Origin of the sequence: Pseudomonas sp. T8 (assembly GCF_024610635.1) — a bacterium.
GTDB classification, from domain to species: domain Bacteria; phylum Pseudomonadota; class Gammaproteobacteria; order Pseudomonadales; family Pseudomonadaceae; genus Aquipseudomonas; species Aquipseudomonas chlororaphis_I.
Genome location: NZ_CP102374.1, coordinates 926,691 through 947,416, shown reverse-complemented (window position 1 = coordinate 947,416; position 20,726 = coordinate 926,691). Strand labels below are relative to the sequence as shown.

Below are 20,726 nucleotides of genomic sequence, written 5' to 3'. Positions count from 1 at the left end.
ATCCCGGCGGAGCGAGCGGGCGGCATCGACGCCGGCTCGCTCCCGCGGGACTGCGTTCAAGGTTTCAGAGACGGAAACCGTCGTACTGCGCGGCCCATTGCCGCTGCGCCGCCAGGGCGGTTTTCAGTCGGGCGATCTGCGTGCGTACCTGTTCCGGCGCGGTGCCGCCCCAACCGCTGCGGGCGGCGATGGCGGCTTCCAGGGTCAGGCTGTCGCGCACCTGCGGGGTCAGGCGCGCATCGATCTCGGCCAGCAGGGCCGGGGACGCTTCCCAGAGTTCGAGGTCGTGTTTTTCGCAGGCCTGGACCAGCGCGCCGGTGATTTCGTGGGCTTCCTTGAATGGCACCCCGCGCACCGCCAGCCAGTCGGCGACTTCGGTGGCCAGGGTGAAACCCAGTGGCGCCTGGCGCCGCAGTTCCTCGACGTTGACGGTCATGGTCGCGACCATCCCGGCCATGGCCGGCAGTACCAGCAGCAGGGTGTCGACGCTGTCGAGCACGCCGTTCTTGTCTTCGCTCAGGTCGCGGTTGTAGGACAGCGGCAACGACTTGAGGGTCGACAGCAGCCCGGTGAGGTTGCCGATCAGCCGGCCGGCCTTGCCCCGCGCCAGCTCGGCGATATCGGGGTTTTTCTTCTGCGGCATGATCGAGCTGCCGGTGGCGTAGGCGTCGTCCAGGGCCACCCAGCGGAACTGTCGCGACGACCACAGGCAGAACTCTTCGGCCAGGCGCGAGATGTTGATCCCGAGCATGCTGGCGACGAACAGGAACTCGGCCACGTGGTCACGGCTGGCCACCGCGTCGATGGAGTTCTCACAGACGCCGGCGTAACCCATTTCCCTCGCCGACTGCTGCGGCTGGCGGGCGATGGCCGAGCCGGCCATGGCCGCCGCGCCCAAGGGCGACAGGGCGGTGCGGGCATCCCAGTCCACCAGCCGCTGCACGTCGCGCAGCATCGACTGGGCATGGGCCAGCAGGTGATGGGCGAAGACGATCGGTTGGGCCTGCTGCAGGTGGGTGAAGCCCGGGCAGATGCTGTCCACATGCTGTTCGGCCTGTTCCACCAGCGCCTGCTGCAGGTCCAGCACCTGCACCGCCAGGGTGCGGACATGGTCGCGCAGGAACAGGCGCAGGTCGTTGGCGGTCTGGTCGTTGCGCGAGCGGCCGGCGCGCAGCTTGCCGCCGAGGGCGCCGAGACGCTCGGTGAGCAGGCGCTCGATGAAGGTGTGTACGTCTTCGTCGTCCAGGGTCGGGCTCACCCGGCCGGCGCGGAAGTCTTCGCCAATGCGTTCCAGGGCCTCGAGCATGGTGCGGGTTTCCTGCTCGTCCAGCAGGCCGGCGCGTTGCAGTTCCCGGGCATGGGCCTTGGAGCCGGCGAGGTCGTAAGGGGTCAGGCGGAAGTAGCGCTCGGGGCAACGCGACAGGGCGGCCAGGGCCTCGGACGGGCCGCTTTTGAAACGGGCGCCCCAGAGGCGATCGGTAGGCTGGTTCATTGTTTTTTCCTCGTCGATAACGCGAATTGAATTCGGTACAGCCGACCGGAAGGACACTCCGACAACCCGCGAAAGGGCATCGGAAAGTCTTCGGGTCAGGCAGGTTTCAAGAGGGCAGTAGCAAGTGGCGAGAACTGATCGAAGTGTCAGTTTTTAATTGCATTGAATCAGCGAGTTGCAGCGGGTCCAGGGAATACTTTGATGGTTGCCAAGCCTTGTTTTCTGTGTTCATTATTATTTGTCGGCTGTGTTTTTGTTGTGCAGCAAAGCCTGTTGAATATGCCGCCCGAGGTCAATAAGCATTATGGAAACCCCACTTTCCAATTCTGGAAACCCACCGATTAAAACCGCCCACAGAGCACCGCTGGCACTCAGCGGACTGGACTTCAAACTGCTCAAGGTGTTCAAGGCGGTGGTCGAGGCGGGCGGCTTCAGCGCTGCGCAAAACGAGCTGAACGTGGGCCTTGCGGCCATCAGCAAGCAGATCTCCGACCTCGAGATCCGCATCGGCATGCGCCTGTGCACCCGGGGCCGGGAGGGCTTTTGCCTGACCGAGGAAGGCAGCCTGGTGTACCAGGCCTCGATTGATCTGTTTGCCTCGGTGGACAACTTTCGTGATCGGCTTAGTTGCGCGCAGAATGAAATAATCGGCGATCTTGGAGTGGGGGTGATTGATAACACGATTACCGATGTTAATTCTCCGTTAGTTGCTGCCTTGCGGCGCATCAATATTGAATCTCCGAAAGTAAGGTTCAGGCTGTATGCTTCACAGCTGGATGAAGTTGAACGGGGGGTGGTGGAAGGACGCTTAGTTGCCGGAATAGTGCCGGTTTATCAAAAGCGTGAAGAGTTCGACTACTTCAAGTTATATGACGAAGAGTCCGCGGCTTATTGCGCCGAAGGGCATCCGTTGTTCAGCGTGGCCGATAGCGCAATCGACGCCGAGACGCTCAAGCAGCATGAATTCATCAACCACCGCTACGCGATCCATCAGGAGAAGAGCCACTTCGCCGCGTACGACAGCTTTTCGGCGGCGGCCTCCCAGGTGGAGGCCGTGGCCATACTGATCAAGACCGGGCGTTTCCTCGGGTTTCTGCCCCGGCACTATGCCGCGGCGCTGGTGGAGCGCGGCGAAATGCGCGCGCTGCTTCCAGACCGGGTCCACTACAGCACGCCTTTCAGCCTGATCCTGCGGCACAACACGGTACGCAGCCCTTTGGTGAAGGCTTTCGCCCAGGCGCTGGGAGTGGATCTCAAGAGTAATGGCTGACACTACCCAAGTTCTCGGAGCGGGCTTGTCGGGGATTAAGGGGCTGTTGCTGAAGTCGCTGTGGAAAGTACAGCGGTCGATCAGGCGAGGCGCCTGAAACGGGTGGCCGATATATCCTGCGTAATGGCATTTTCAACCCAGGACTACTGTCTTTTAGATTCCCGCGCGGTTATCCGCATGAAGTAACCGGTGAGTACAAGACATGCCATTGGCGGTCCCGCCCGCAAGCCACTTTAAATAACGCGGAGTGGCAGCCTTAGATGCCTGGAAACACCCCCGAACACCCCTCTATAGGAACGAAGCGTGCCCGCGATAAAGCCGGCACATTCAACATCGATATGGCCTGCCAGACCGCCACCGCGAGCAAGCTTCGCTCCTACGATGGGCTTGGTTTCGCAGGCAATGTCAGGCGCATGGCGCAGCGCCGGGCCGCTGGCAGGCCGTGGCGAACTTCCTCGGCCAGCACCTGTTGCAGGCGCGGCCCCAGTTGGTCGGCGTCCAGGGTGACGAAACCACAGCGCTGGTAGAAGGGTTCATTCCACGGCAATTGGCGAAAGGTGCTCAGGGTCAGGGCGGCGAAACCCTGCTGGCGCGCCTGTTCGTGCACCGTCTCCAGCAGGTGGCGGCCAATGCCGCGTCCCTGGGCGCTACTGGCGACCGAGATTTCCCAGATATGCAGAGCATCGGCGCAGGCTTCGGCGTCGAGGAAGGCGCACACCTCTCGATCGAGCACGGCGACCCACACCCGCTGCTGGCGGATATGAGCCAGGTGATGCATAGCATCGGGCACCTCGGCGTCGGCCAGCCAGGCCAGTTCGGGGGCGCGGCGAAACAGCGCGGCGGCGCTGCGTTCGATGGCGGGGAGCAGAAGGGCATCGGCCTCGGTGGCCAGGCGGATTTGCAGGGTCATGGGGCGCGAGTGTAAGGAGCCAGGGCGCGGTGGGGCAACCGTTCAGGGTTGGGGGGTGGCCGGCAGGTGCAGCATGACGAAGTCGTTCTTGTCGAAGCGCCCGCTGAGCACCGGGGCCAGCCGCGCCAGGGGCGTGGCCTTGAGCGTCGCCAGGTCACTTTGATCCATGATCACCCAGGCTGGGCCGGGGATGGCGGCAAGGGCCTCGGGGCGTTCGGTGAACAGTGGCTGCAGGTCCTGGTCGAGGTGGACCATGAACTTGATGGCCTTGGCATCCTTGCCCATATGGTGCAGCACCACCGGGGCCGGGTTCTGCTCGATCAGCGTCCAGGCGGCCAGGGTGAAGGTGCGGGTGTCGTAGAGCTGGCGGGCCAGCGGCTCGATCCCAAGGATATAGGCACTCCAGACGGCCAGCACGGCGCCCAGGGCCAGGCCGCCAATCCGCCAGCGCGGCATGCGCAACAGGCCCAGCGCCGCCAGTTGAAAAACGCCGAGCAACACCAGCAGAGGGGTCAAGCCGGACAAGGGTTCGGCAAAGCGCCGCTGCGCCACCAGCAACGCCGCTATCAGCAATCCGGGTGTCAACAGCCACAGGCCCTGGATACCCCGACGCAGCCAGGCCAGGCCGCGACCCTGGATATCGTGGAAGGGATAAGCCGCGACGATCGCCAGCATGGGCAACATCGGTAGCAGGTAGCGGGCTTTTTTCGCCTGGGGAATCGACAGGCCGATCAACACCAGCAGGGCCGCGGCGCTGCACAGCACCAGCAGCTTGCGCGCGCGGTCCTGCTGTTCGCGGGGGCCGAGCCACACTGCCAGCCAGGTCAGGATCGCCAGCGGGTAGGCCAGGGCATAGTTGCCCAGGGAGCTGCTGAAGTAATAGAACGGGCCGCTGCTGCCTTCGCTGCCGTCCATGCGCCCGGTGAACTGCATGCGGATCACCTCCTGCATGAAGGCCGGGCCGCCGTTCAGTCGGGCCAGCCCCAGCAACAGCGCCACGCACGCCAGCAGCAGGAGCAGGGCGCAGCCACCGAAGATGAACATCCGCCGCCACTGGCCTTCGAGCAGGTAATAGCTGCACAGCATGCCGCAGGGAATCACCAGGCCGATCGGCCCACGAATGGCGAACCCCGCGACCAGCAACGCGAGGATCAGCCACAGGCGTCGCGGCGCGGCGAAATGATCGTGGGCATACCCCAGGTAGAACACCGCCAGGGCGATGGCCGCGAGCATCAGGTCGAGGGAGACGGCGCGGGTTTCGCTGATGAAGGTGCTGCTGAGCAACAGCAGGGCGATGCTGGTCAAGGCCCAGGTTTTTGAACTGGGCGCCAGCAGGCGGTACATGAGGTTGACGATCAGCGCCCCGGCGATGGCCGTGGGCAGCCAGGCCGCGAGGGTCGTGACCCGGCCCGAGGCCAGGGCGAACAGGTCGATCAGCAGGGTCGAGGCGCTGGAGTAGTCAGCGTAGGGTTGGCCGTAGGTGGTGGGAAAGAAGCCCGGTCCATGGCGCAGCATTTCCTTGGCGAACAGCACGAAGCGCGAATCGAAGCCGATCACCGTCACTTGCCCGGCGCCGGCACAGAACAGCAGCAGGGCCAGCAGCCCCAGCCCCCAGGCTTGCCAATGCAGGGTGCTGGAAGGCGTGCTGCCGACCCTGGGCATTCAGGCCTTGGCCCTGGCGTCGGCCCATTGCCGGTGAGGAATCGGCAGCTGGCGCGACTCGCCGCGACCGATCGGGAAGTAGGTGAAGCCGCCACGGGCCAGGCGCTCGGCGTCGTACAGGTTGCGCCCGTCGAAGATCACCGGGGCCTTGAGGCGCTGTTGCAGCAGCTGGAAGTCCGGCGCCTTGAACTGCTGCCACTCGGTGCAGATGATCAGCGCGTCGGCGTCGTTGAGCACCGATTCCGGGGTGCCCATCAGCATCAGCTTCGGCTCGTCGGGGTACAGGCGCTGGGTTTCCTGCATGGCTTCCGGGTCGAAGGCGCGCACATTGGCGCCGGCGGCCCACAGCGACTCCAGCAGCACCCGGCTGGGGGCATCGCGCATGTCGTCGGTGTTGGGTTTGAAGGCCAGGCCCCAGAGGGCGAAGGTCTTGCCTTTCAGGTCGCCCTGGTAGAAGGCGTTGATGCGCTCGAACAGCTTGTGTTTCTGCCGTTCGTTGATGGCTTCCACCGCTTGCAAAAGGTCGCTGGAGCAATGGGCCTGCTCGGCGCTGTGGATCAGCGCGCGCATGTCCTTGGGGAAGCACGAGCCGCCATAACCGCAGCCCGGATAGATGAAGTGGTAGCCGATGCGCGAGTCGGCGCCAATGCCCAGGCGCACCGATTCGATATCGGCCCCCAGGTGTTCGGCCAGCTCGGCGATCTGGTTGATGAAGCTGATCTTGGTCGCCAGCATGCAGTTGGCGGCGTACTTGGTCAGCTCGGCGCTGCGCAGGTCCATGAACATGATGCGGTCATGGTTGCGGTTGAACGGTGAGTACAGGTCGCGCATCACGTCGCGGACTTCTTCGCGCTCGCAACCGACGATGATCCGGTCCGGACGGCGGCAGTCGGAAACCGCCGAGCCTTCCTTGAGGAATTCCGGGTTGGAGACGATATCGAACTGCAGGGCGCGCCCGTCCAGGGCCTTTTCGATATGGGCTTTCAAGGTGTCGCCGGTACCCACCGGCACCGTGGATTTCTCCACCAGGATCACCGGTTTCTCACGGTGCCGGGCCACGGCGTCGCCCACCGACAGCACATAACGCAGGTCGGCCGAGCCATCCTCGCTGGACGGCGTGCCGACCGCGATAAACAGCACCTGGCCATGTTGCACCGCGAGCTTTTCGTCGCTGGTGAAGCTCAGGCGTTTGCTTTCCAGGTTGTCGCGCACCAGGCTCGACAGGCCGGGCTCGAAGATACTGACGTGCCCCTGTTGCAGCTGCTGGACCTTGTGCTCGTCAATGTCCATGCAGATGACATCGTGGCCGACTTCGGCCAGCACGGCGGCCTGTACGAGGCCGACGTAACCACTTCCAAATACGCTGATTTTCATGGGGTATTCCTGGGACTTGTCGCGGGAGCAGGTCGTGAGTTGATGGTAATGACGCCGAGGATGACCAGGGCCACCCCCAGGGTTTTCGAGAGACTGAACGGCTCGTTGAACAGCGGCAGCGCGGCGGCCAGCAAGTAGACCAGGGCGTAGCTGATGCTCAGCAGGGAATAGGCCCGGCCCAGCGGCAGGTCGCGCAACGCCGCCAGCCAGCAGAGCATCGACAGGACATAGGCGAGGATTGCCGCCAGCACCACGCCCAGCGCCAGCGGGTCGACCTGGCCACTGGACAGCGCCGCCAGCCAGTCCGCCGGCGCCGGCAGGCGGGTCATGCTCCAGCGCATGCCCAACTGCGCGGCGCTGACCAGCAGCACGCTGCCCATGGCGAAGGTGAAGCCCAGGGCCCGGCTCATGCGTGGCGACTCAACAGCAGTACGCCAGCGAGCACCAGCACCACGCCCAGCCAGTGGCGGCGGTCGATGGCTTCATGGAAGACGAAGCGGGCGATCAGGGTGATCAGCACGAAGTTCAGGCTGAGCATCGGGTAGGCAATGCCGACCTCGACCCGTTGCAGCACCAGCAGCCACACCAGCAAGCCCAGGCCAAGGCTGGCCAGGGCCAGCCACAGCCAGGGCGAGCGCAGTTTGTCGAGCGCGCCCGAAGGCTGGCCGCGCCAGCTTTCCACGGCGAACTTCTGGGCGATCTGGCCCAGGCAGGTCAGCAGGCAGGCGACGAGCAGCAGCAACAGGCTCATGGTTGGCTCTGAGGGAAGATCAGGATCACGAGATTGCCCTGGTCATAACGTTTGAAATCCTGCGGCAACAGATCGATTTCGTAGTGTTCGTCGCCATTGATACGCATCACCACGGCCACCTGGCCCAGCTTGCGGGCCGCAGGCATCCATTCGCCGACCTTGCGCAGGTCGATGTAACGATGCTGGGTGTCAGGATAGGCCAGGCCATATTTCACTTCGCCTGTCGTGTTGTACAAGGCGATATCCGGGCGCTTGAGGCGCCAGGCCAGGGCCGAGGCGGCGCCCAGGTCGTTGCTCACCAGGGTGTGGCTCCGGGCGAGTTCCTCGGCGTGATCGATGATGAATTGATCCGGCATCTTGTTGTAGACCACCGAGTTCGGCAGGCCGGCGGGCAGCAGGGCGATGAACAGCCAGCTGCCAAGGGCCGGCGCGGCCCACAGGCGCAGCGGGCGGAAGGCCGGCAGCAGGTTGCTCATGTTCCAGCCAAGCAGGGCCAGGAACACCAGCACCAGATGCCCGGGCTCGTTGCTGTACAGCGGCTTCTTCAGCTGGAAGTACACCAGCGCCAACAGCAGCAACAGGCCCAGCACCAGGTTGAGCACCGCGTTGAGGCGGATGATCCGGGTCTGCCCGGCGTGCAGCCGGTCGCTCAGGCTATTGCCCATCAGCAGCGCCAGCGGCAGCAGGCACGGCAGGATATAGGCTGGCAGCTTGCCCTTGCTCAGGCTGAAGAACGCCAGCGGCAGGATCAGCCACAGCAGCAGGAAACCGATGCTCGCCTGGCGCCGGGCCTGCCAGGCCTGCTTCAAGGCGCCCGGCAGCACCAGGACCCAGGGCATGCTGAACGCCACCAGCAACGGCAGGTAGTACCACCATGGCGAGGCGTGCTGGGCGTCTTCCCCGGCAAAGCGGCGGATGTGTTCATGCCAGAAGAAGAAGCGCCAGTAATCCGCTTCCTGGGCATGCACCGCCAGGGCCCACGGCAGGCTGACGACAATCGCCACCAGCACCGCCACACCGCCGTAGACAAACAGCTCGCGCAAGCGTTTCTGCCAGAGCATGTAGGGCAGGGCGATCAGCACCGGCAGCAGCCAGGCGAGGAAACCCTTGGTCATGAAGCCCATGCCACAGGCGAAGCCCAGGCCGGCCCAGGCCAGCAGGCGGCCGCGCAGCGTCTGGTTGTCCAGGGCGAACCACAGGGCCACCAGGCTCAGGTTGACCCAGAAGGTGAACTGCGGGTCGAGGTTGGCATAACCACCGGCGCCGACCACCACGCAGAAGCTCATGTACAGCAGGGCGCAGACCAGGCTCTTGCGCGGGTCGTTCCACAGCCGCCTGGCCAGCAGGTAGGTGAGCAGCACGCTGAGGCCCATGCTCAGGGCCGAAGCCACGCGCACGCCGAACAGGTTCTGGCCGAACACCGCCTGGCCGAGGGCGATCATCCAGTAGCCGGCGGCCGGCTTCTCGAAATAACGGATGCCCATGAAATGCGGCGATGCCCAGTGGCCGGTCAGGAGCATTTCCTGGCTGATCTGCGCATAGCGGGTTTCATCGGGAATCCACAAACCGTGGGTGGCCATTGGCAGCAGGTAGAACAGGCCGAAGGCAAGCAGTAGAAGAGGCAGGGCCCAGCGTCTGGTCATGCGCCTTGCACCCCCAGCCAGCCTTCGCGGCCTTCGAGGGCGCCACGAATGACCTGCCCCTGGGGCAGGCTCTGCAAGGACGTGGGCAATAGGTTGCCCAGGGTATTGAAATGAATGTCGCGCTGGCGGGCTTGCGCCAGTAGCTGACGAAAATCGTTGGCCATCAGAATCCCTTCGACTTCGGCGTGAATGGTGTAGACGTTGAGCCTCTCAGGGCTGAACCGGTCCAGGATGAATGTGTTGAAGTCGTGGGCCACGACGGTCGGCCCGACCACCTCGTCGAAGGTCGGCAGGTCGACCGGAATCTGCGGGGCGCCCAGGCCTCCATCCGCCAGCCGTGGCTGGAAGATCGAGGTGCCGCGGCAGTCGCTGTTGTAGCGAAAGCCGAAGCCCTGCTTGGCTGCGATCACCGCCTCGTCGGCGCGCCAGCCGGCGGCCGCCGAACAGTCGATGCGCTGGCCGAGAATGTCATTGAGGGTGTCGACGCCCTGGCGGATCTGCTCGATCAGCTGCGCCTGGTTCCAGCGCCCGGCATTGGCCTGCCAGCCGTGGTGATCCCAGGCGTGCAGGCCGACTTCATGACCGGCGTCCCGGGCCTGGCGCATCAGGTGTCCGAGGTCGCGGCCGATCGGTTTGCCCGGCCAGGCGGTGCCCGCCAGCAGGATGTCCCAGCCATACAGGCCGGCGGCGTTGGAGCGCAGCATCTTCCACAGAAATTGCGGACGGATCAGGCGCCACAGGTGGCGCCCCATGTTGTCCGGGCCGACGCTGAAGAAGAAGGTGGCCTTGATCCCGGCCTCGTCGAGCAGTTCCAGCAACCGCGGCACCCCCTCACGGGTGCCGCGATAGGTGTCGACATCGATTCGCAGACCTGCCTGCATCAGCATGCTTCTTCTTTAGAGGACTCCGCGATTTCGAGCATGGCTTCGCGCAGGAAGAAGTCCAGCGTGTTGCCGATGGTTTGCTTCATCTCGACGGTCGGTTCCCAGTTCAACAGGCGCTTGGCGTTGGCGATGCTTGGTTTGCGGTGTTCCACGTCCTGGTAGCCGGCGCCGTAGAACGACTTGCTCTCGACGTCGCGGAAACCGGCGAACGGCGGGAAGTTGCCACGCAGCGGGTGGGCTTCGAACTGACGCAGCAGCTCCTCGCCCAACTGGCGGATGCTGGCTTCGTTGTCCGGGTTGCCGATGTTGATGATCTGGCCGTTGCACACATCGTTTTCGTTGTCGACGATGCGCGCCAGGGCCTCGATGCCGTCGGCAATGTCGGTGAAGCAGCGCTTCTGCTCGCCGCCATCGAACAGGCGGATCGGCGTGCCTTCCACCAGGTTGAGGATCAGCTGGGTGATGGCCCGGGAGCTGCCGATGCGCGCCGAGTCCAGGCGGTCCAGGCGCGGGCCCATCCAGTTGAACGGACGGAACAGGGTGAAGTTCAGGCCCTTGCTGCCGTAGGCCCAAATCACCCGGTCCAGCAACTGCTTGGACACCGAGTAGATCCAGCGCTGCTTGTTGATCGGGCCGACGATCAGGTTGGAGGTGTCTTCGTCGAAGTTCTGGTCCTGGCACATGCCGTAGACCTCGGAGGTCGACGGGAAGATCACGCGCTTGTTGTATTTGACGCAGTAGCGGACCAGCTTGAGGTTCTCTTCGAAGTCCAGCTCGAACACGCGCAGCGGGTTGCGGGTGTATTCGATCGGGGTGGCGATGGCCACCAGCGGCAGGACCACGTCGCACTTCTTGATGTGGTACTCGATCCATTCGGAGTGAATGCTGATGTCGCCTTCGACGAAGTGGAAGTGCGGATGGCTGCGCAGGCGCTCGATGGCGTCGGAGCCGATATCCAGGCCGTAGACTTCGTACTTGTCGTCACGCAGCAGGCGCTCGGACAGGTGGTTGCCGATAAAACCGTTGACGCCGAGGATCAGCACCCGGGTGCGTCGCGGCGCACGGCCGGATTCGGCGCCGCGCAGCAGCGAGCCATCCACCAGGCCCAGTTCGTTGGCCAGTTGCGGACCGCTCAGATACAGACCGTTGTCGTTACGCTGGCCGGCGTTGATCAGCAGCGAATCCTGGCCACAGGCGATGCGCAGCGGGTCGACGCTGATCACCCGGCCCGGGGCCTGGCCTTCGTTGCCCTTGACCACTTCGGCGCTCCAGACGATCAGCTTGTGCTCGCCCACGGCGCAGAACGCGCCCGGGTAAGGCTTGGTCACGGCGCGCACCAGGTTGAACAGTTGCTCGGCCGGTTTGCTCCACAGCAACTTGCCGTCGGCCGCGGTGCGGCGACCGAAGTAGCTGGCCCTGGATTCGTCCTGGGCGGTCTCGCTGACCTTGCCTTGCGCCAGGGCGGGCAGGGTGTCGCGCAGCAGGCTGGTGGCGGCGTCGCGCAGCTTGCCGTGCAGGCTTAGCGCGGTATCGCTGCGCTCGATGGCCACCCGCTGCTGGGCAATGATCGCCCCGGCGTCGGCGCGCTTGACCATGCGGTGCAGGGTCACGCCGGTTTCGCTTTCGCCGTTGACCAGCACCCAGTTGGCCGGCGCGCGGCCACGGTAGCTCGGCAGCAGCGAACCGTGCAGGTTGAACGCGCCCTTGCTGGCGGTGGCCAGCAGCGCTTCGCTGAGCAGGTTGCGATAGTAGAAGGAGAAGATGTAGTCAGGCTTCAGCTTGGCGATGCGCTCGATCCACAGCGGGTGGTTGGCGTCTTCCGGGGCATGCACCGGGATGCCCTTGAGCGAGCACAACTGGGCCACGGAGCCGTAGAAGGTGTTTTCCTGCGGATCGTCGGCATGGGTGAAGACCGCGCCGATTTCATAGCCTGCATTGAGCAGGGCTTCGATGCCTGCGCAGCCGATATCGTGATAGGCGAAGACAACAGCTTTATGACTCATGGCGAAACCTGATCGGAGAGAGTGGAAGTTAGACCGTCGACCGTGACAGCGGGAGCAGGGGCGGCAGGCTGGCTGCGCAGAACTTTTTCAATGAAGAAGCGCGGGCGGGCGCGCACATCGCTGTACATGCGGCCCAGGTATTCGCCCAGCAGGCCCATGCCGATGAACTGGCCACCGGTGAACACGAACAGGATGGCGAACAGCACGAACATACCGTCGCCGGCCCATTCGGCGCCGAACACCAGGCGCAGGAAAATCAGCAGCAGGGCGAACAGCACGCCGAGGCCGGCCATGCTGAAACCGATGATGCTCAGCAGGCGCAGCGGCGTGGTGGTCATGCAGGTGATCAGGTCGAACATCAGGTTGATCAGGCGCATCGGGCTGTACTTGGAATCGCCGTGTTCACGCTCGGCGTGGTTCACCAGCACCTCGGTGGTGTGGCGGGCGAAGCTGTTGGCCAGGATCGGGATGAAGGTGCTGCGTTCGCGGCAGGCGAGCATGGCGTCGACCACGCTGCGGCGGTAGGCGCGCAGCATGCAGCCGTAGTCGTTCATGGCCACGCCGGTGGAGCGTTGCACGGCCAGGTTGATCAGCTTCGACGGCCAGCGGCGCCAGGCGGAATCCTGGCGGTTGTTGCGCACCGTGCCGACCACGTCGTAGCCCAGCTCGGCCTGGGCCACCAGGCGCGGGATTTCTTCCGGCGGGTTCTGCAGGTCGGCGTCCAGGGTGATGACCACGTCTCCGCGGCACTGCTCGAAGCCGGCCATGATCGCCGCATGCTGGCCGTAGTTGCGGTTGAGGATCACCGCCACCACCGGGCTGCCTTCGCGGCTGGCGGCGTCCTCGAGGATCTGCGCCGATTCGTCGCGGCTGCCGTCGTCGACCAGGACGATCTCGAAATCGTGCTTGAGCTGGCGGCAGGCCGCTTCAGTGCGGCGCAGCAGTTCGGGCAGGCTCTGTTCTTCGTTGTAGACCGGAATGACGATCGACACGAACTGGATTGGATAAGGTTTCAAAGGTTTCGGTCCAGACAGGTTTTGATGGCGCCGACGACCCGCTCGACATCGTCGAGGGTCATGTCGGGGAACAGCGGAATCGAGCACAGGCGTGCCGAGTTCCATTCGGTGTTGGGTAAGTGCACATCCGGGAAGCGCTGGCGGTAATAGCTGTGCAGGTGAGTGGCGACGAAGTGGATGCCGCTGCCGATGTTCTGCTCCTGCAAGGCCTTCATGAAGCCGTCGCGATCGATGCCGCAACGCTCGGCGTCGATGCGCAGGATGAACAGGTGCCAGGCATGTTGCTGCGGATACGTCGGCAGGTGCAGCGGTTGCACCGGCAGGTCGCGCAGTTGCTCAAGGTAGGCGTTGGCCAGGACTTCGCGCCGGCGATTGATCGCGTCCAGGCGCTGCAACTGCACCAGGGCGATGGCGGCATTGATATCCGCCAGGTTGTATTTGAAGCCGGGCTCGATCACCTCGGCCTGCGGCTTGCGTCCGTGGGTCAGGCGGTCATAGGCGTCGACACCCAGGCCATGGAACTTGAGCATGCGCACCCGGTTGGCCAGGGCTTCGTCATCGCTGACGAACATCGCGCCTTCGGCGCAGGTCATGTTCTTGATCGCATGGAAGGAAAAGATCGCCGTGCCCCGGGCGCCGATGGGCCGGCCGCGATAGGTGGTGCCGGCGGCGTGGGCGGCGTCCTCGATCACCGCGATCCCGTGTTTTTCGGCCAGTGCGTACAGCGGGTCGAGGTCGAAGGCGGCACCGGCGTAATGCACCGGGATGATCGCTTTGGTCCGTGGGGTGATCGCGGCTTCAACCGTGGCGGTGTCGGTCATCAGGGTGTGCGGGTCGACATCGACGAAGACCGGCGTCGCCCCCAGCAGGCAGATCATGTTGGCGGTGGAAACCCAGGTCTGCGAGGGGGTGATCACCTCGTCGCCGGGGCCGATGCCCAGCGCCAGCAGGGTGATGTGCATGCCGCCGGTGGCCGACGACAGCGCCACCGCGTGCTGGCAGCCGACCCGCGCGGCGAATTGCTGCTCGAGCTCCTGGTTTTTCGGTCCGGTGGTGATCCAGCCGGAACGTAGAACCTGCTCGACCGCGGCGACCTCTTCATCGCCAATACTCGGGCGCGAGAAAGGAAGGAAAACCTGGCTCATTGAGACCTCGGGGAAAAAGGATTTCAGCAATCGAAAGAAGAAAAAGCGCCTGTGCTACAGCGGGGGGCATTCAAAAAAGGCGTTTTTGGTTCGGTCATTGAAGCGCGTCCATAAGTGAGGTCGGTGTGGTCATCCATGCCTGATTGCAGTAAAGACCATGCAAGGTAAAAGTAAAGCCATATCAATGTGTTAGCTTTTGTTTCGATTAGATGACCGGGCTGACTCCCAGCGCCCCTGAATGGATTCAGGTTAAGCGGAAAAATGTGAAACGAACATGAAAAAAAGGCCAACGGCGCGTTTATCTTTCACCTAGACAGCCGGTGTTCAGACTTCGCCACGCGTTGACCGGGAAAACCCCGGTTACAGCAATACCAACGGTGTTTTTTTGCGCTGATGACACGGGTGAAAGTCGCTTGGCCGAGAGACGTTTTTTGCCTTTGCAGGCGCCACTGTTTTCAAACACCACCTGAACTAAGGAGCATCCGTTTGCCCACCAGCGATCCGTGGACGCTCTATCTGGCTGCCTTGACACCTTCGGGGCGCTCGACCATGGCGACCGATACGACCTGTGATAAAGCCATAGCGTTCCCGTCATATACTCCGTCGGGCTTGTAGCGGCGCCCGATCGTTTGCCTGAAGTCAAAAAACAGGGGGAAAAACCGGCGCTATCGCTGTCCGAATCGGCAGAAGCAGGGCACGGACAACGACACTGCTCTACCATTCACCCCCTGACCACCAACCACTCGATATCGGATAAAAGCCAACAAGAGGCTCGTTGTGTGATTGACAGAACATCAGCCAAAGGCGTCTCTCTTTTCAGCTTATTGCTACTGCCGCTATTCCTGGGAACGGTTCCTGTGCTTGAGGCTCACGAATCTCTCGAGTTCCTTATTCCGGACGCGCCGCCCCTGACCATGGCCAATCAGGGCGATCGTCACGGCATAGTCGGCGACATTGTCTTGCAGGCGCTGAAAAACAGTGGCTATGCCAGTGAACCCAGAACCCTGCCGTGGGCGCGGGCGCAGAAATATGCCATCGAAAAGGACAACGTCCTGATCGCTCCACTCAGTCGCACACCCGAGCGGGAACATCGCTACACCTGGATCGCCCCGATCATGCAGATGGACCGGGCATTTTTCAGCCTCGAGCATAAAGTGGCGAACTTCGAAGAAGCCCGGCGACGTTTCAAGGCCATCGCCGTGGGGCTGGGCAGCGCCCAGGAAGAAATCCTGCGTAGCAAAGGCTTCGCCCCGGAACAGATCTATGCCATCAAGATCGGCGAGAACCCCGCGCAATTGCTGTTGAAGGGCAGGGTGGACGCCTGGTTCAACGGGGTCCAGGAAAGCCGCTATATCTGGAGGCGCGTCTCCAGCCGGCCGCTGTTGATGAGCCCGCCCATGGTCGGCCATGAGCTTTACCTCGCCTGTTCCAAAGTGTGCGACGCCGAGGTCGTGACCCATGTCGCGAAAGCCATAGAAACGATGCGTCGTGACGGTTATATCGAGAAAGTCAAAGGCCGTTATCTAAATAACGATCCGATGGAAAAGTCGACAAGGTCAGGCAGCTTGTAATTGAGTGGCCCACCAATTCTGGCAATAACGAAGTTTGCCTGGCAGCCAGGGTAGATTTATTCGGACAGCACATCCTCATTGACTCGAATGATCTCATTGAGGTTTTTCAGGGTGTTGTTGAAGTGGTCCTTGGCATGGTTGAGCTTCTTGAATTGCTGCGCCAGTTCCCTGGTCTTTTGCTGCAGTGCTTCTTCACGTTTATCCAGTTCGCGCTGACGTTCTTCTTGTTGCGCGCGTAGCGCACTGTCGGCTTGTCGATCCTGATCAAGTTGCCCTTGCCATTGCTGTAACTGCTCTTCCCTCTGTTCGAACAGGCGCTCTTTCTCCTGCAGTTGGGACTCCCTGGAGTTCAAGGTCTGTTGTTGTGCCTGGCTGTGCTGTTTCTGTTGCTTGAGCCGGTCGGCGATGCTGGAGAATTCCATCAGGCTGGCCTCGACATCCTGCAGGAACTGCTCGGGGTCGGTGCCCGGGAAAGGCCAGTCGTCATTCTGGAGGCCGCCCGGGTTCTGCTGCTCGGCCGGCATCGGCAGGGGGCCGGCGTCGGAGTAGCGAATTTCGGCCGCAGGCGCCTCTGGCCGGGGGCTTTCCGCGTCGCAGCCATCGGCCGTCTCGGTGGATTCGTGGTGTTTCTGTTCAGCGCTGTCGTCCAGCTGTTCGTCGAGCTGTGCCAGGGCGGCGTCGAGTTGCTGGTCGTCGATGACGGTGGGTGAATGTTCGACCGCCGGGCCAAATTGAGCCGAAGCCTGGAAGCTCAGCAGCCTGGCGACCCATTCCTTCTTGGTGCTCAAGAGTCGATGGTGCGCCGCGGCGGCGGCAGGCAACTGTTGTTTGTTCAGGTCCAGCAGATGGTAGGGCACATCGCTTTCACGGCGTTCGCCAGTGGCGGCTTCGCGCAGGATCTGGCCGAACACGCGCATCGCCAGTTGCCCGTCTTCTTCCGAGTCCAGGGCGCCCAGGCAGTAATTGCCCCCTTCGTTGAATAACAAGGCGATATAGACGCGCAGATTATCCTCATCAATGCTTTCGTTCAGGCTATAGGCGAGAAAGTTTCGACCTGCTTCTGGAACAGAAAAACTGCAGAGCAAAGCCGCTGTCAGCATTTGCTGCTCTTTGTTTTCGATGAAGATAGTGCGTAAGAGCATATGTCACCCAGTAAACTCAAGTAAAAATATGAGCGGTAGGATACTAGGAAATAATGTCGGTTGGCGTTAAGAGCAATACTTCGAATGAGTAAGATAAATCTTATATTTCTATTGAATGGTCTTATTCATATGGCCTTATCCCCTCATTAAAAATATCAACGTGTATTGTATTGCGCCCATTCCGGCACAACACAGCTATTGATCCTGTTGCAACTACTCAATCTCAACCCCCGCTGAATATGAATGGCCTTTAGCTGTTCACCTCAGACTTCTCTTGCTGAACCTGGAAGCCATGATTGAAATATCCAAACTAACCAAGTCTTTTTCCGGACAGGTCGCGGTCGACGACCTGTCCTGTCATATCGGCCCGGGAGAAGTTCTGGGGATTCTTGGGCCAAACGGTGCAGGTAAATCCACCACGATGAAAATGCTCACCGGCTTTCTGGCGCCGACCTCCGGCACCGCGAGCATCATGGGCTTCGACATCCGCACCCAGACCCGTCACGCCCAGCAGCAGATGGGTTACCTGCCGGAAGGCGCGCCCAGCTACAGCGACATGGCGGTACAGGGGTTTCTCGAGTTCATTGCCAGTGTTCGCGGCTATCGCGGCGCGCAGAAGCGCGAACGGGTGGACCGGGTGATCGACCTGCTGGAACTGGGCGACGTCCGCCGCCAGACCATCGAGACCCTGTCCAAGGGCTTCACCCGCCGGGTCGGCCTGGGCCAGGCGATCCTCCACGATCCGCGGGTGCTGATTCTCGACGAACCCACCGACGGGCTCGACCCGAACCAGAAGCAACTGGTTCGCCAACTGATCCAGGATCTGGGCCAGGACAAGATCGTGATCATCTCGACCCACATTCTCGAGGAAGTATCGGCCGTCTGTAACCGCGCCCTGATCATCAGCAATGGCCGCTTGCTGGCCGACAGCACGCCGTATGAGCTGGAACGCAGTTCACGCTATCGCCAGGCGGTGACCTTGCAGGCCGACGAGCCGCTGGACCTGCTGGCCCTGGTGGTATTGCCGGGCGTGGCGGGCGTTGAGGAGAACGCGGCCGAGGGCAGCCTGACGCTGCTGGCGCGGCCTGGCGAAGTGATTTTCCCGCAGGTCAACGCGCTGGTGACGGCGCGTGGCTGGAAGATGAAGCGCCTGGAACTGGAGCAGGGCCGTCTCGATGAGGTGTTCCAGACCCTGACCCGGGGAGAATCGGCATGAGACAGTTACCAGTGATTTTCAAGCGCGAGCTGGGCAGTTATTTCGCCACGCCGCTGGCCTTCGTGTTCATCGAGATCTTCCTGGTGCTCTCGGGCGTCTTCACCTTCTACCTGGGCAGTTTCTACGAGCGCAACCAGGCGGACCTGGCGCCGTTCTTCGACGTCCATCCCTGGCTTTATCTGTTCCTGCTGCCGGCCCTGGCCATGCGCCTGTGGTCGGAGGAGCGCAAGTCCGGCAGCATCGAATTGCTGATGACCCTGCCGGTGAGCTGTTTCGAAGCGGTGGTTGGCAAGTTCCTCGCCGCCTGGGTCGTCGCTGGTCTCACCCTGCTGCTGACCCTGCCCATGGTGCTGACCGTGAATTACCTGGGCAACCCGGACAACGGCGTGATCCTGACCGGCTATCTGGGCAGTTGGTTGCTCGCCGGCACCTACCTGGCGATCGGCTCCTGCATGTCGGCCATGGCCAAGAGCCAGGTGATCGCCCTGATCCTCGCCTTCACGGTGTGTTTCCTGTTCGTTGCCTGCGGTTTCTCCCTGGTGCTGGATGCCATCAATCCGTGGGCGCCGCAATGGCTGTTGGACTTGCTGGCCTCGCTGAGCCTGCTGACGCATTTCGGCGCGATCAGCAAAGGGCTGATCGACCTGCGCGATCCGCTGTATTTCCTCAGCGTGATCGTCGCCTGGCTGATGGCCACGGTGGTGACGGTCAACCTGAAGAAAGCCGAGTGAGGACGATTCGATGAAACGCATGCTGTATTCCACTTCCGGCCTGTTGCTGATTGCCTTGCTGTTCCTGGCCTTCAACCTGGCGACCGGACTGCTGCTTACCGGTGTCCGGCTCGACCTGACCCAGAACAAGCTCTACTCCATCAGCGCCGGCACCCGGCAGATTCTCGCGGAGCTGAAACAACCGCTCGACCTGTATTTCTACTTTTCCGACAGCGGCTCGAAGGAGCTGGTGCCGATGCGTGGCTATGCCCAGCGCGTCCAGGAACTGCTCAAGGTTTATGAGCGCGAGGCCGACGGCAAGATCCGCCTGCATGTCATCGACCCGCTGCCGTTTTCCGCGGACGAGGACAAGGCCAGCGAGTTCGGCCTGCAGGCCGTGCCGCTGGGGCAGGGCGGGGCGCCGGTGTATTTCGGCCTGGCCGGCACCGATGAGCAGAACAACGCCCAGACGATCGAGTTCTTTGCGCCGGACCAGGAGGAGTTTCTCGAGTACGACATCAGCCGCTTGCTGCAGGCCCTGGCCAACCCCAAGCGCCCGACCCTGGGCCTGCTGAGCAGCCTGCCGGCCAACGGTGGCTTCGATATCCGCACGCAGAGCAAGACCGAGCCGTGGATGCTGATCCAGGAGCTGCGCCGGGAGTTCGATCTGCAACAGCTCAAGCCCGATACCCAGGACATTCCGAAAGACCTCGACATCCTGATGCTGCTGCACCCGAAAAAACTCTCGCAGCCGACCCTGTACGCCATCGACCAGTTCGTGCTGCGCGGCGGCAAGCTGCTGGCCTTCGTCGATCCCTACAGCGAACAGGACTCCGGCGAGGAGTACTTCGGCATCCAGAGCAAGGACAAGTCGTCCAATCTCGAGCCATTGTTCAAGGCCTGGGGCATTCATATGCAGCCGGGCAAGGTCCTGGGGGACAACCTCTATGCCTTGATGGAGACTTCCGAGGAGGACGGGCGTCCGCTGCCGCGGCCGTTCACCCTGGGTGTGCCGCAAGCCGCGTTGAGCCAGCAGGACCCGAGTACCGCCGGGCTGAAGTTCATCGCCCTGAGCACCGTCGGCATCCTCGAACCGGTAGCCGGCGCCAGTACGCGCTTTACCCCGCTGATGTACAGCTCCGACTCGGCCAAGGCCTTCGAGGCGGACCGTTTCGACAAGCCCGCCGACCGCAAACAAATGTTGCGTGACCAGGAGCAGCCCAGCCAGCGCTACATCGTCGCTGCCCGAGTGCAGGGGCCGGTAAAGACCGCCTTTGCCGAGGGCATCGAGGGGCGCAAGGACGGCCTCAAGGAAGCGCAGCAGGTCAACCTGGTGGTGGTGGCCGATACCGACCTGTTGAGCGACCGGATGTGGCTGGAGATGCAGGACATCAACGGGCGCCCGGCAACGCGGCCATGGGCCGATAACGCCTCCTTCGTGCTCAACACCCTGGACAACCTCGCGGGTTCGGATGCCCTGAACAACCTGCGCTCGCGCGGCCCCTACAGCCGTCCGTTCGTGGTGGTGGAGCAATTGCGCCGCCAGGCTGAAGACAGCTTCCGCGCCAAACGCTTCGCCCTCGAGGAAAGTCTCGAGGAAACCGAAGGCAAGCTGCAGCAGCTGCAGGGCTCGTCGGAAAAGGGCGAGAGCCTCAGCACCGAACAGCAGGCGACGGTGCGCCAGTTCCTGCAGGAGAAAACCCGCATTCGCAAGGAACTGCGCGAGGTGCAATACCAGTTGAACGCCGATATCGATGAGCTGGGCAGGACCTTGAAGATGCTCAACATCGCCGCGGTTCCGCTGCTGTTGAGCCTTGGCATGCTGCTGGTCTGGGCCGTACGTTACCTGCGCCGGACCAGGACCCTGTCGCGCAAGCCTGCACCGGCCGGCAAGGTAGCCGGCACGCGGCGGGCGTAAGTGACCAGGGCCCGACCTG

17 protein-coding genes are annotated in these 20,726 nt (G+C 62.7%); 5 read left to right on the top strand and 12 right to left on the bottom strand.

The annotated features are described in order from the left end of the window. Nucleotides 1–64: 64 nt before the first annotated feature. A complete protein-coding gene (gene argH, locus NRG23_RS04085) occupies nt 65–1,492 on the bottom strand; it encodes an argininosuccinate lyase (protein ID WP_110177187.1) in 1,428 nt (475 codons plus the stop codon). A 304-nt stretch (nt 1,493–1,796) separates the two neighbouring features. On the opposite strand from argH, the gene NRG23_RS04080 reads away from it, so the two are divergent. Further along, the gene (locus NRG23_RS04080; RefSeq protein WP_016702918.1) at nt 1,797–2,762 is read left to right on the top strand and encodes a LysR family transcriptional regulator; all 966 of its coding nucleotides are present in this window, start codon (nt 1,797–1,799) and stop codon (nt 2,760–2,762) included. 376 nt (nt 2,763–3,138) lie between these two features. On the opposite strand, the gene NRG23_RS04075 is transcribed toward NRG23_RS04080, so the two are convergent. The 10 genes from NRG23_RS04075 to arnB are packed head-to-tail and all read right to left on the bottom strand — an operon-like array spanning nt 3,139 to nt 14,150. Further along, nucleotides 3,139–3,672 (bottom strand): GNAT family N-acetyltransferase, encoded by a 534-nt coding sequence (locus NRG23_RS04075; RefSeq protein WP_124313541.1) that lies wholly within the window; start codon nt 3,670–3,672, stop codon nt 3,139–3,141. 42 nt (nt 3,673–3,714) lie between these two features. Next, a complete protein-coding gene (locus NRG23_RS04070) occupies nt 3,715–5,334 on the bottom strand; it encodes a glycosyltransferase family 39 protein (protein ID WP_257373800.1) in 1,620 nt (539 codons plus the stop codon). Further along, a complete protein-coding gene (locus NRG23_RS04065; protein ID WP_016702921.1) occupies nt 5,335–6,708 on the bottom strand; it encodes a UDP-glucose/GDP-mannose dehydrogenase family protein in 1,374 nt (457 codons plus the stop codon). Then, nucleotides 6,705–7,118, bottom strand: a complete 414-nt coding sequence (gene arnF / locus NRG23_RS04060) for a 4-amino-4-deoxy-L-arabinose-phosphoundecaprenol flippase subunit ArnF (RefSeq protein ID WP_009048972.1) — start codon at nt 7,116–7,118, stop codon at nt 6,705–6,707. The genes NRG23_RS04065 and arnF overlap by 4 nt, the downstream gene beginning before the upstream one ends. Continuing rightward, nucleotides 7,115–7,459, bottom strand: coding sequence for a 4-amino-4-deoxy-L-arabinose-phosphoundecaprenol flippase subunit ArnE (gene arnE, locus NRG23_RS04055; protein ID WP_009048973.1), 345 nt, complete (start codon nt 7,457–7,459; stop codon nt 7,115–7,117). Before arnE ends, arnF begins: the two co-directional genes overlap by 4 nt. Further along, nucleotides 7,456–9,102 (bottom strand): lipid IV(A) 4-amino-4-deoxy-L-arabinosyltransferase, encoded by a 1,647-nt coding sequence (gene arnT, locus NRG23_RS04050; protein WP_257373799.1) that lies wholly within the window; start codon nt 9,100–9,102, stop codon nt 7,456–7,458. The genes arnE and arnT overlap by 4 nt, the downstream gene beginning before the upstream one ends. After that, nucleotides 9,099–9,983, bottom strand: a complete 885-nt coding sequence (gene arnD / locus NRG23_RS04045; protein ID WP_009048975.1) for a 4-deoxy-4-formamido-L-arabinose-phosphoundecaprenol deformylase — start codon at nt 9,981–9,983, stop codon at nt 9,099–9,101. Before arnD ends, arnT begins: the two co-directional genes overlap by 4 nt. Then, on the bottom strand, nt 9,983–11,989 hold the full coding sequence (gene arnA, locus NRG23_RS04040) for a bifunctional UDP-4-amino-4-deoxy-L-arabinose formyltransferase/UDP-glucuronic acid oxidase ArnA (RefSeq protein WP_016702927.1): 2,007 nt from the start codon (nt 11,987–11,989) through the stop codon (nt 9,983–9,985). The genes arnD and arnA overlap by 1 nt, the downstream gene beginning before the upstream one ends. Further along, a complete protein-coding gene (gene arnC / locus NRG23_RS04035) occupies nt 11,986–13,005 on the bottom strand; it encodes an undecaprenyl-phosphate 4-deoxy-4-formamido-L-arabinose transferase (protein WP_009048977.1) in 1,020 nt (339 codons plus the stop codon). The genes arnA and arnC overlap by 4 nt, the downstream gene beginning before the upstream one ends. After that, entirely contained in the window at nt 13,002–14,150 is a 1,149-nt protein-coding gene (arnB, locus tag NRG23_RS04030) for a UDP-4-amino-4-deoxy-L-arabinose aminotransferase (protein ID WP_257373798.1), read from the bottom strand. Before arnB ends, arnC begins: the two co-directional genes overlap by 4 nt. Before the next feature lie 779 nt (nt 14,151–14,929). Between arnB and NRG23_RS04025 the strand changes: the two genes are divergently transcribed. Continuing rightward, a complete protein-coding gene (locus NRG23_RS04025; RefSeq protein WP_306674811.1) occupies nt 14,930–15,721 on the top strand; it encodes an ABC transporter substrate-binding protein in 792 nt (263 codons plus the stop codon). Nucleotides 15,722–15,777: 56 nt separating this feature from the next. On the opposite strand, the gene NRG23_RS04020 is transcribed toward NRG23_RS04025, so the two are convergent. Continuing rightward, on the bottom strand, nt 15,778–16,821 hold the full coding sequence (locus NRG23_RS04020) for a hypothetical protein (protein WP_100208965.1): 1,044 nt from the start codon (nt 16,819–16,821) through the stop codon (nt 15,778–15,780). Nucleotides 16,822–17,155: 334 nt separating this feature from the next. Here NRG23_RS04020 and NRG23_RS04015 point away from each other — a divergent pair, with 334 nt between their 5' ends. The 3 genes from NRG23_RS04015 to NRG23_RS04005 are packed head-to-tail and all read left to right on the top strand — an operon-like array spanning nt 17,156 to nt 20,707. Further along, nucleotides 17,156–18,079, top strand: a complete 924-nt coding sequence (locus NRG23_RS04015; RefSeq protein WP_009048981.1) for an ABC transporter ATP-binding protein — start codon at nt 17,156–17,158, stop codon at nt 18,077–18,079. Beyond that, entirely contained in the window at nt 18,076–18,810 is a 735-nt protein-coding gene (locus NRG23_RS04010; protein WP_009048982.1) for an ABC transporter permease subunit, read from the top strand. The genes NRG23_RS04015 and NRG23_RS04010 overlap by 4 nt, the downstream gene beginning before the upstream one ends. 10 nt (nt 18,811–18,820) lie before the next feature. After that, nucleotides 18,821–20,707 carry a Gldg family protein gene (locus NRG23_RS04005; protein ID WP_038632337.1) on the top strand — a complete coding sequence of 629 codons (1,887 nt, stop codon included), beginning with the start codon at nt 18,821–18,823 and terminating at the stop codon, nt 20,705–20,707. Nucleotides 20,708–20,726: the final 19 nt, after the last annotated feature.

Bases quoted from the DNA above. Each gene is read 5' to 3' on its own strand.
- argH (WP_110177187.1), bottom strand. From the start codon at position 1,492: ATGAACCAGCCTACCGATCGCCTCTGGGGCGCCCGTTTCAAAAGCGGC.
- NRG23_RS04080 (WP_016702918.1), top strand. From the start codon at position 1,797: ATGGAAACCCCACTTTCCAATTCTGGAAACCCACCGATTAAAACCGCC.
- NRG23_RS04075 (WP_124313541.1), bottom strand. From the start codon at position 3,672: ATGACCCTGCAAATCCGCCTGGCCACCGAGGCCGATGCCCTTCTGCTC.
- NRG23_RS04070 (WP_257373800.1), bottom strand. From the start codon at position 5,334: ATGCCCAGGGTCGGCAGCACGCCTTCCAGCACCCTGCATTGGCAAGCC.
- NRG23_RS04065 (WP_016702921.1), bottom strand. From the start codon at position 6,708: ATGAAAATCAGCGTATTTGGAAGTGGTTACGTCGGCCTCGTACAGGCC.
- arnF (WP_009048972.1), bottom strand. From the start codon at position 7,118: ATGAGCCGGGCCCTGGGCTTCACCTTCGCCATGGGCAGCGTGCTGCTG.
- arnE (WP_009048973.1), bottom strand. From the start codon at position 7,459: ATGAGCCTGTTGCTGCTGCTCGTCGCCTGCCTGCTGACCTGCCTGGGC.
- arnT (WP_257373799.1), bottom strand. From the start codon at position 9,102: ATGACCAGACGCTGGGCCCTGCCTCTTCTACTGCTTGCCTTCGGCCTG.
- arnD (WP_009048975.1), bottom strand. From the start codon at position 9,983: ATGCAGGCAGGTCTGCGAATCGATGTCGACACCTATCGCGGCACCCGT.
- arnA (WP_016702927.1), bottom strand. From the start codon at position 11,989: ATGAGTCATAAAGCTGTTGTCTTCGCCTATCACGATATCGGCTGCGCA.
- arnB (WP_257373798.1), bottom strand. From the start codon at position 14,150: ATGAGCCAGGTTTTCCTTCCTTTCTCGCGCCCGAGTATTGGCGATGAA.
- NRG23_RS04020 (WP_100208965.1), bottom strand. From the start codon at position 16,821: ATGCTGACAGCGGCTTTGCTCTGCAGTTTTTCTGTTCCAGAAGCAGGT.
- NRG23_RS04015 (WP_009048981.1), top strand. From the start codon at position 17,156: ATGATTGAAATATCCAAACTAACCAAGTCTTTTTCCGGACAGGTCGCG.
- NRG23_RS04010 (WP_009048982.1), top strand. From the start codon at position 18,076: ATGAGACAGTTACCAGTGATTTTCAAGCGCGAGCTGGGCAGTTATTTC.
- NRG23_RS04005 (WP_038632337.1), top strand. From the start codon at position 18,821: ATGAAACGCATGCTGTATTCCACTTCCGGCCTGTTGCTGATTGCCTTG.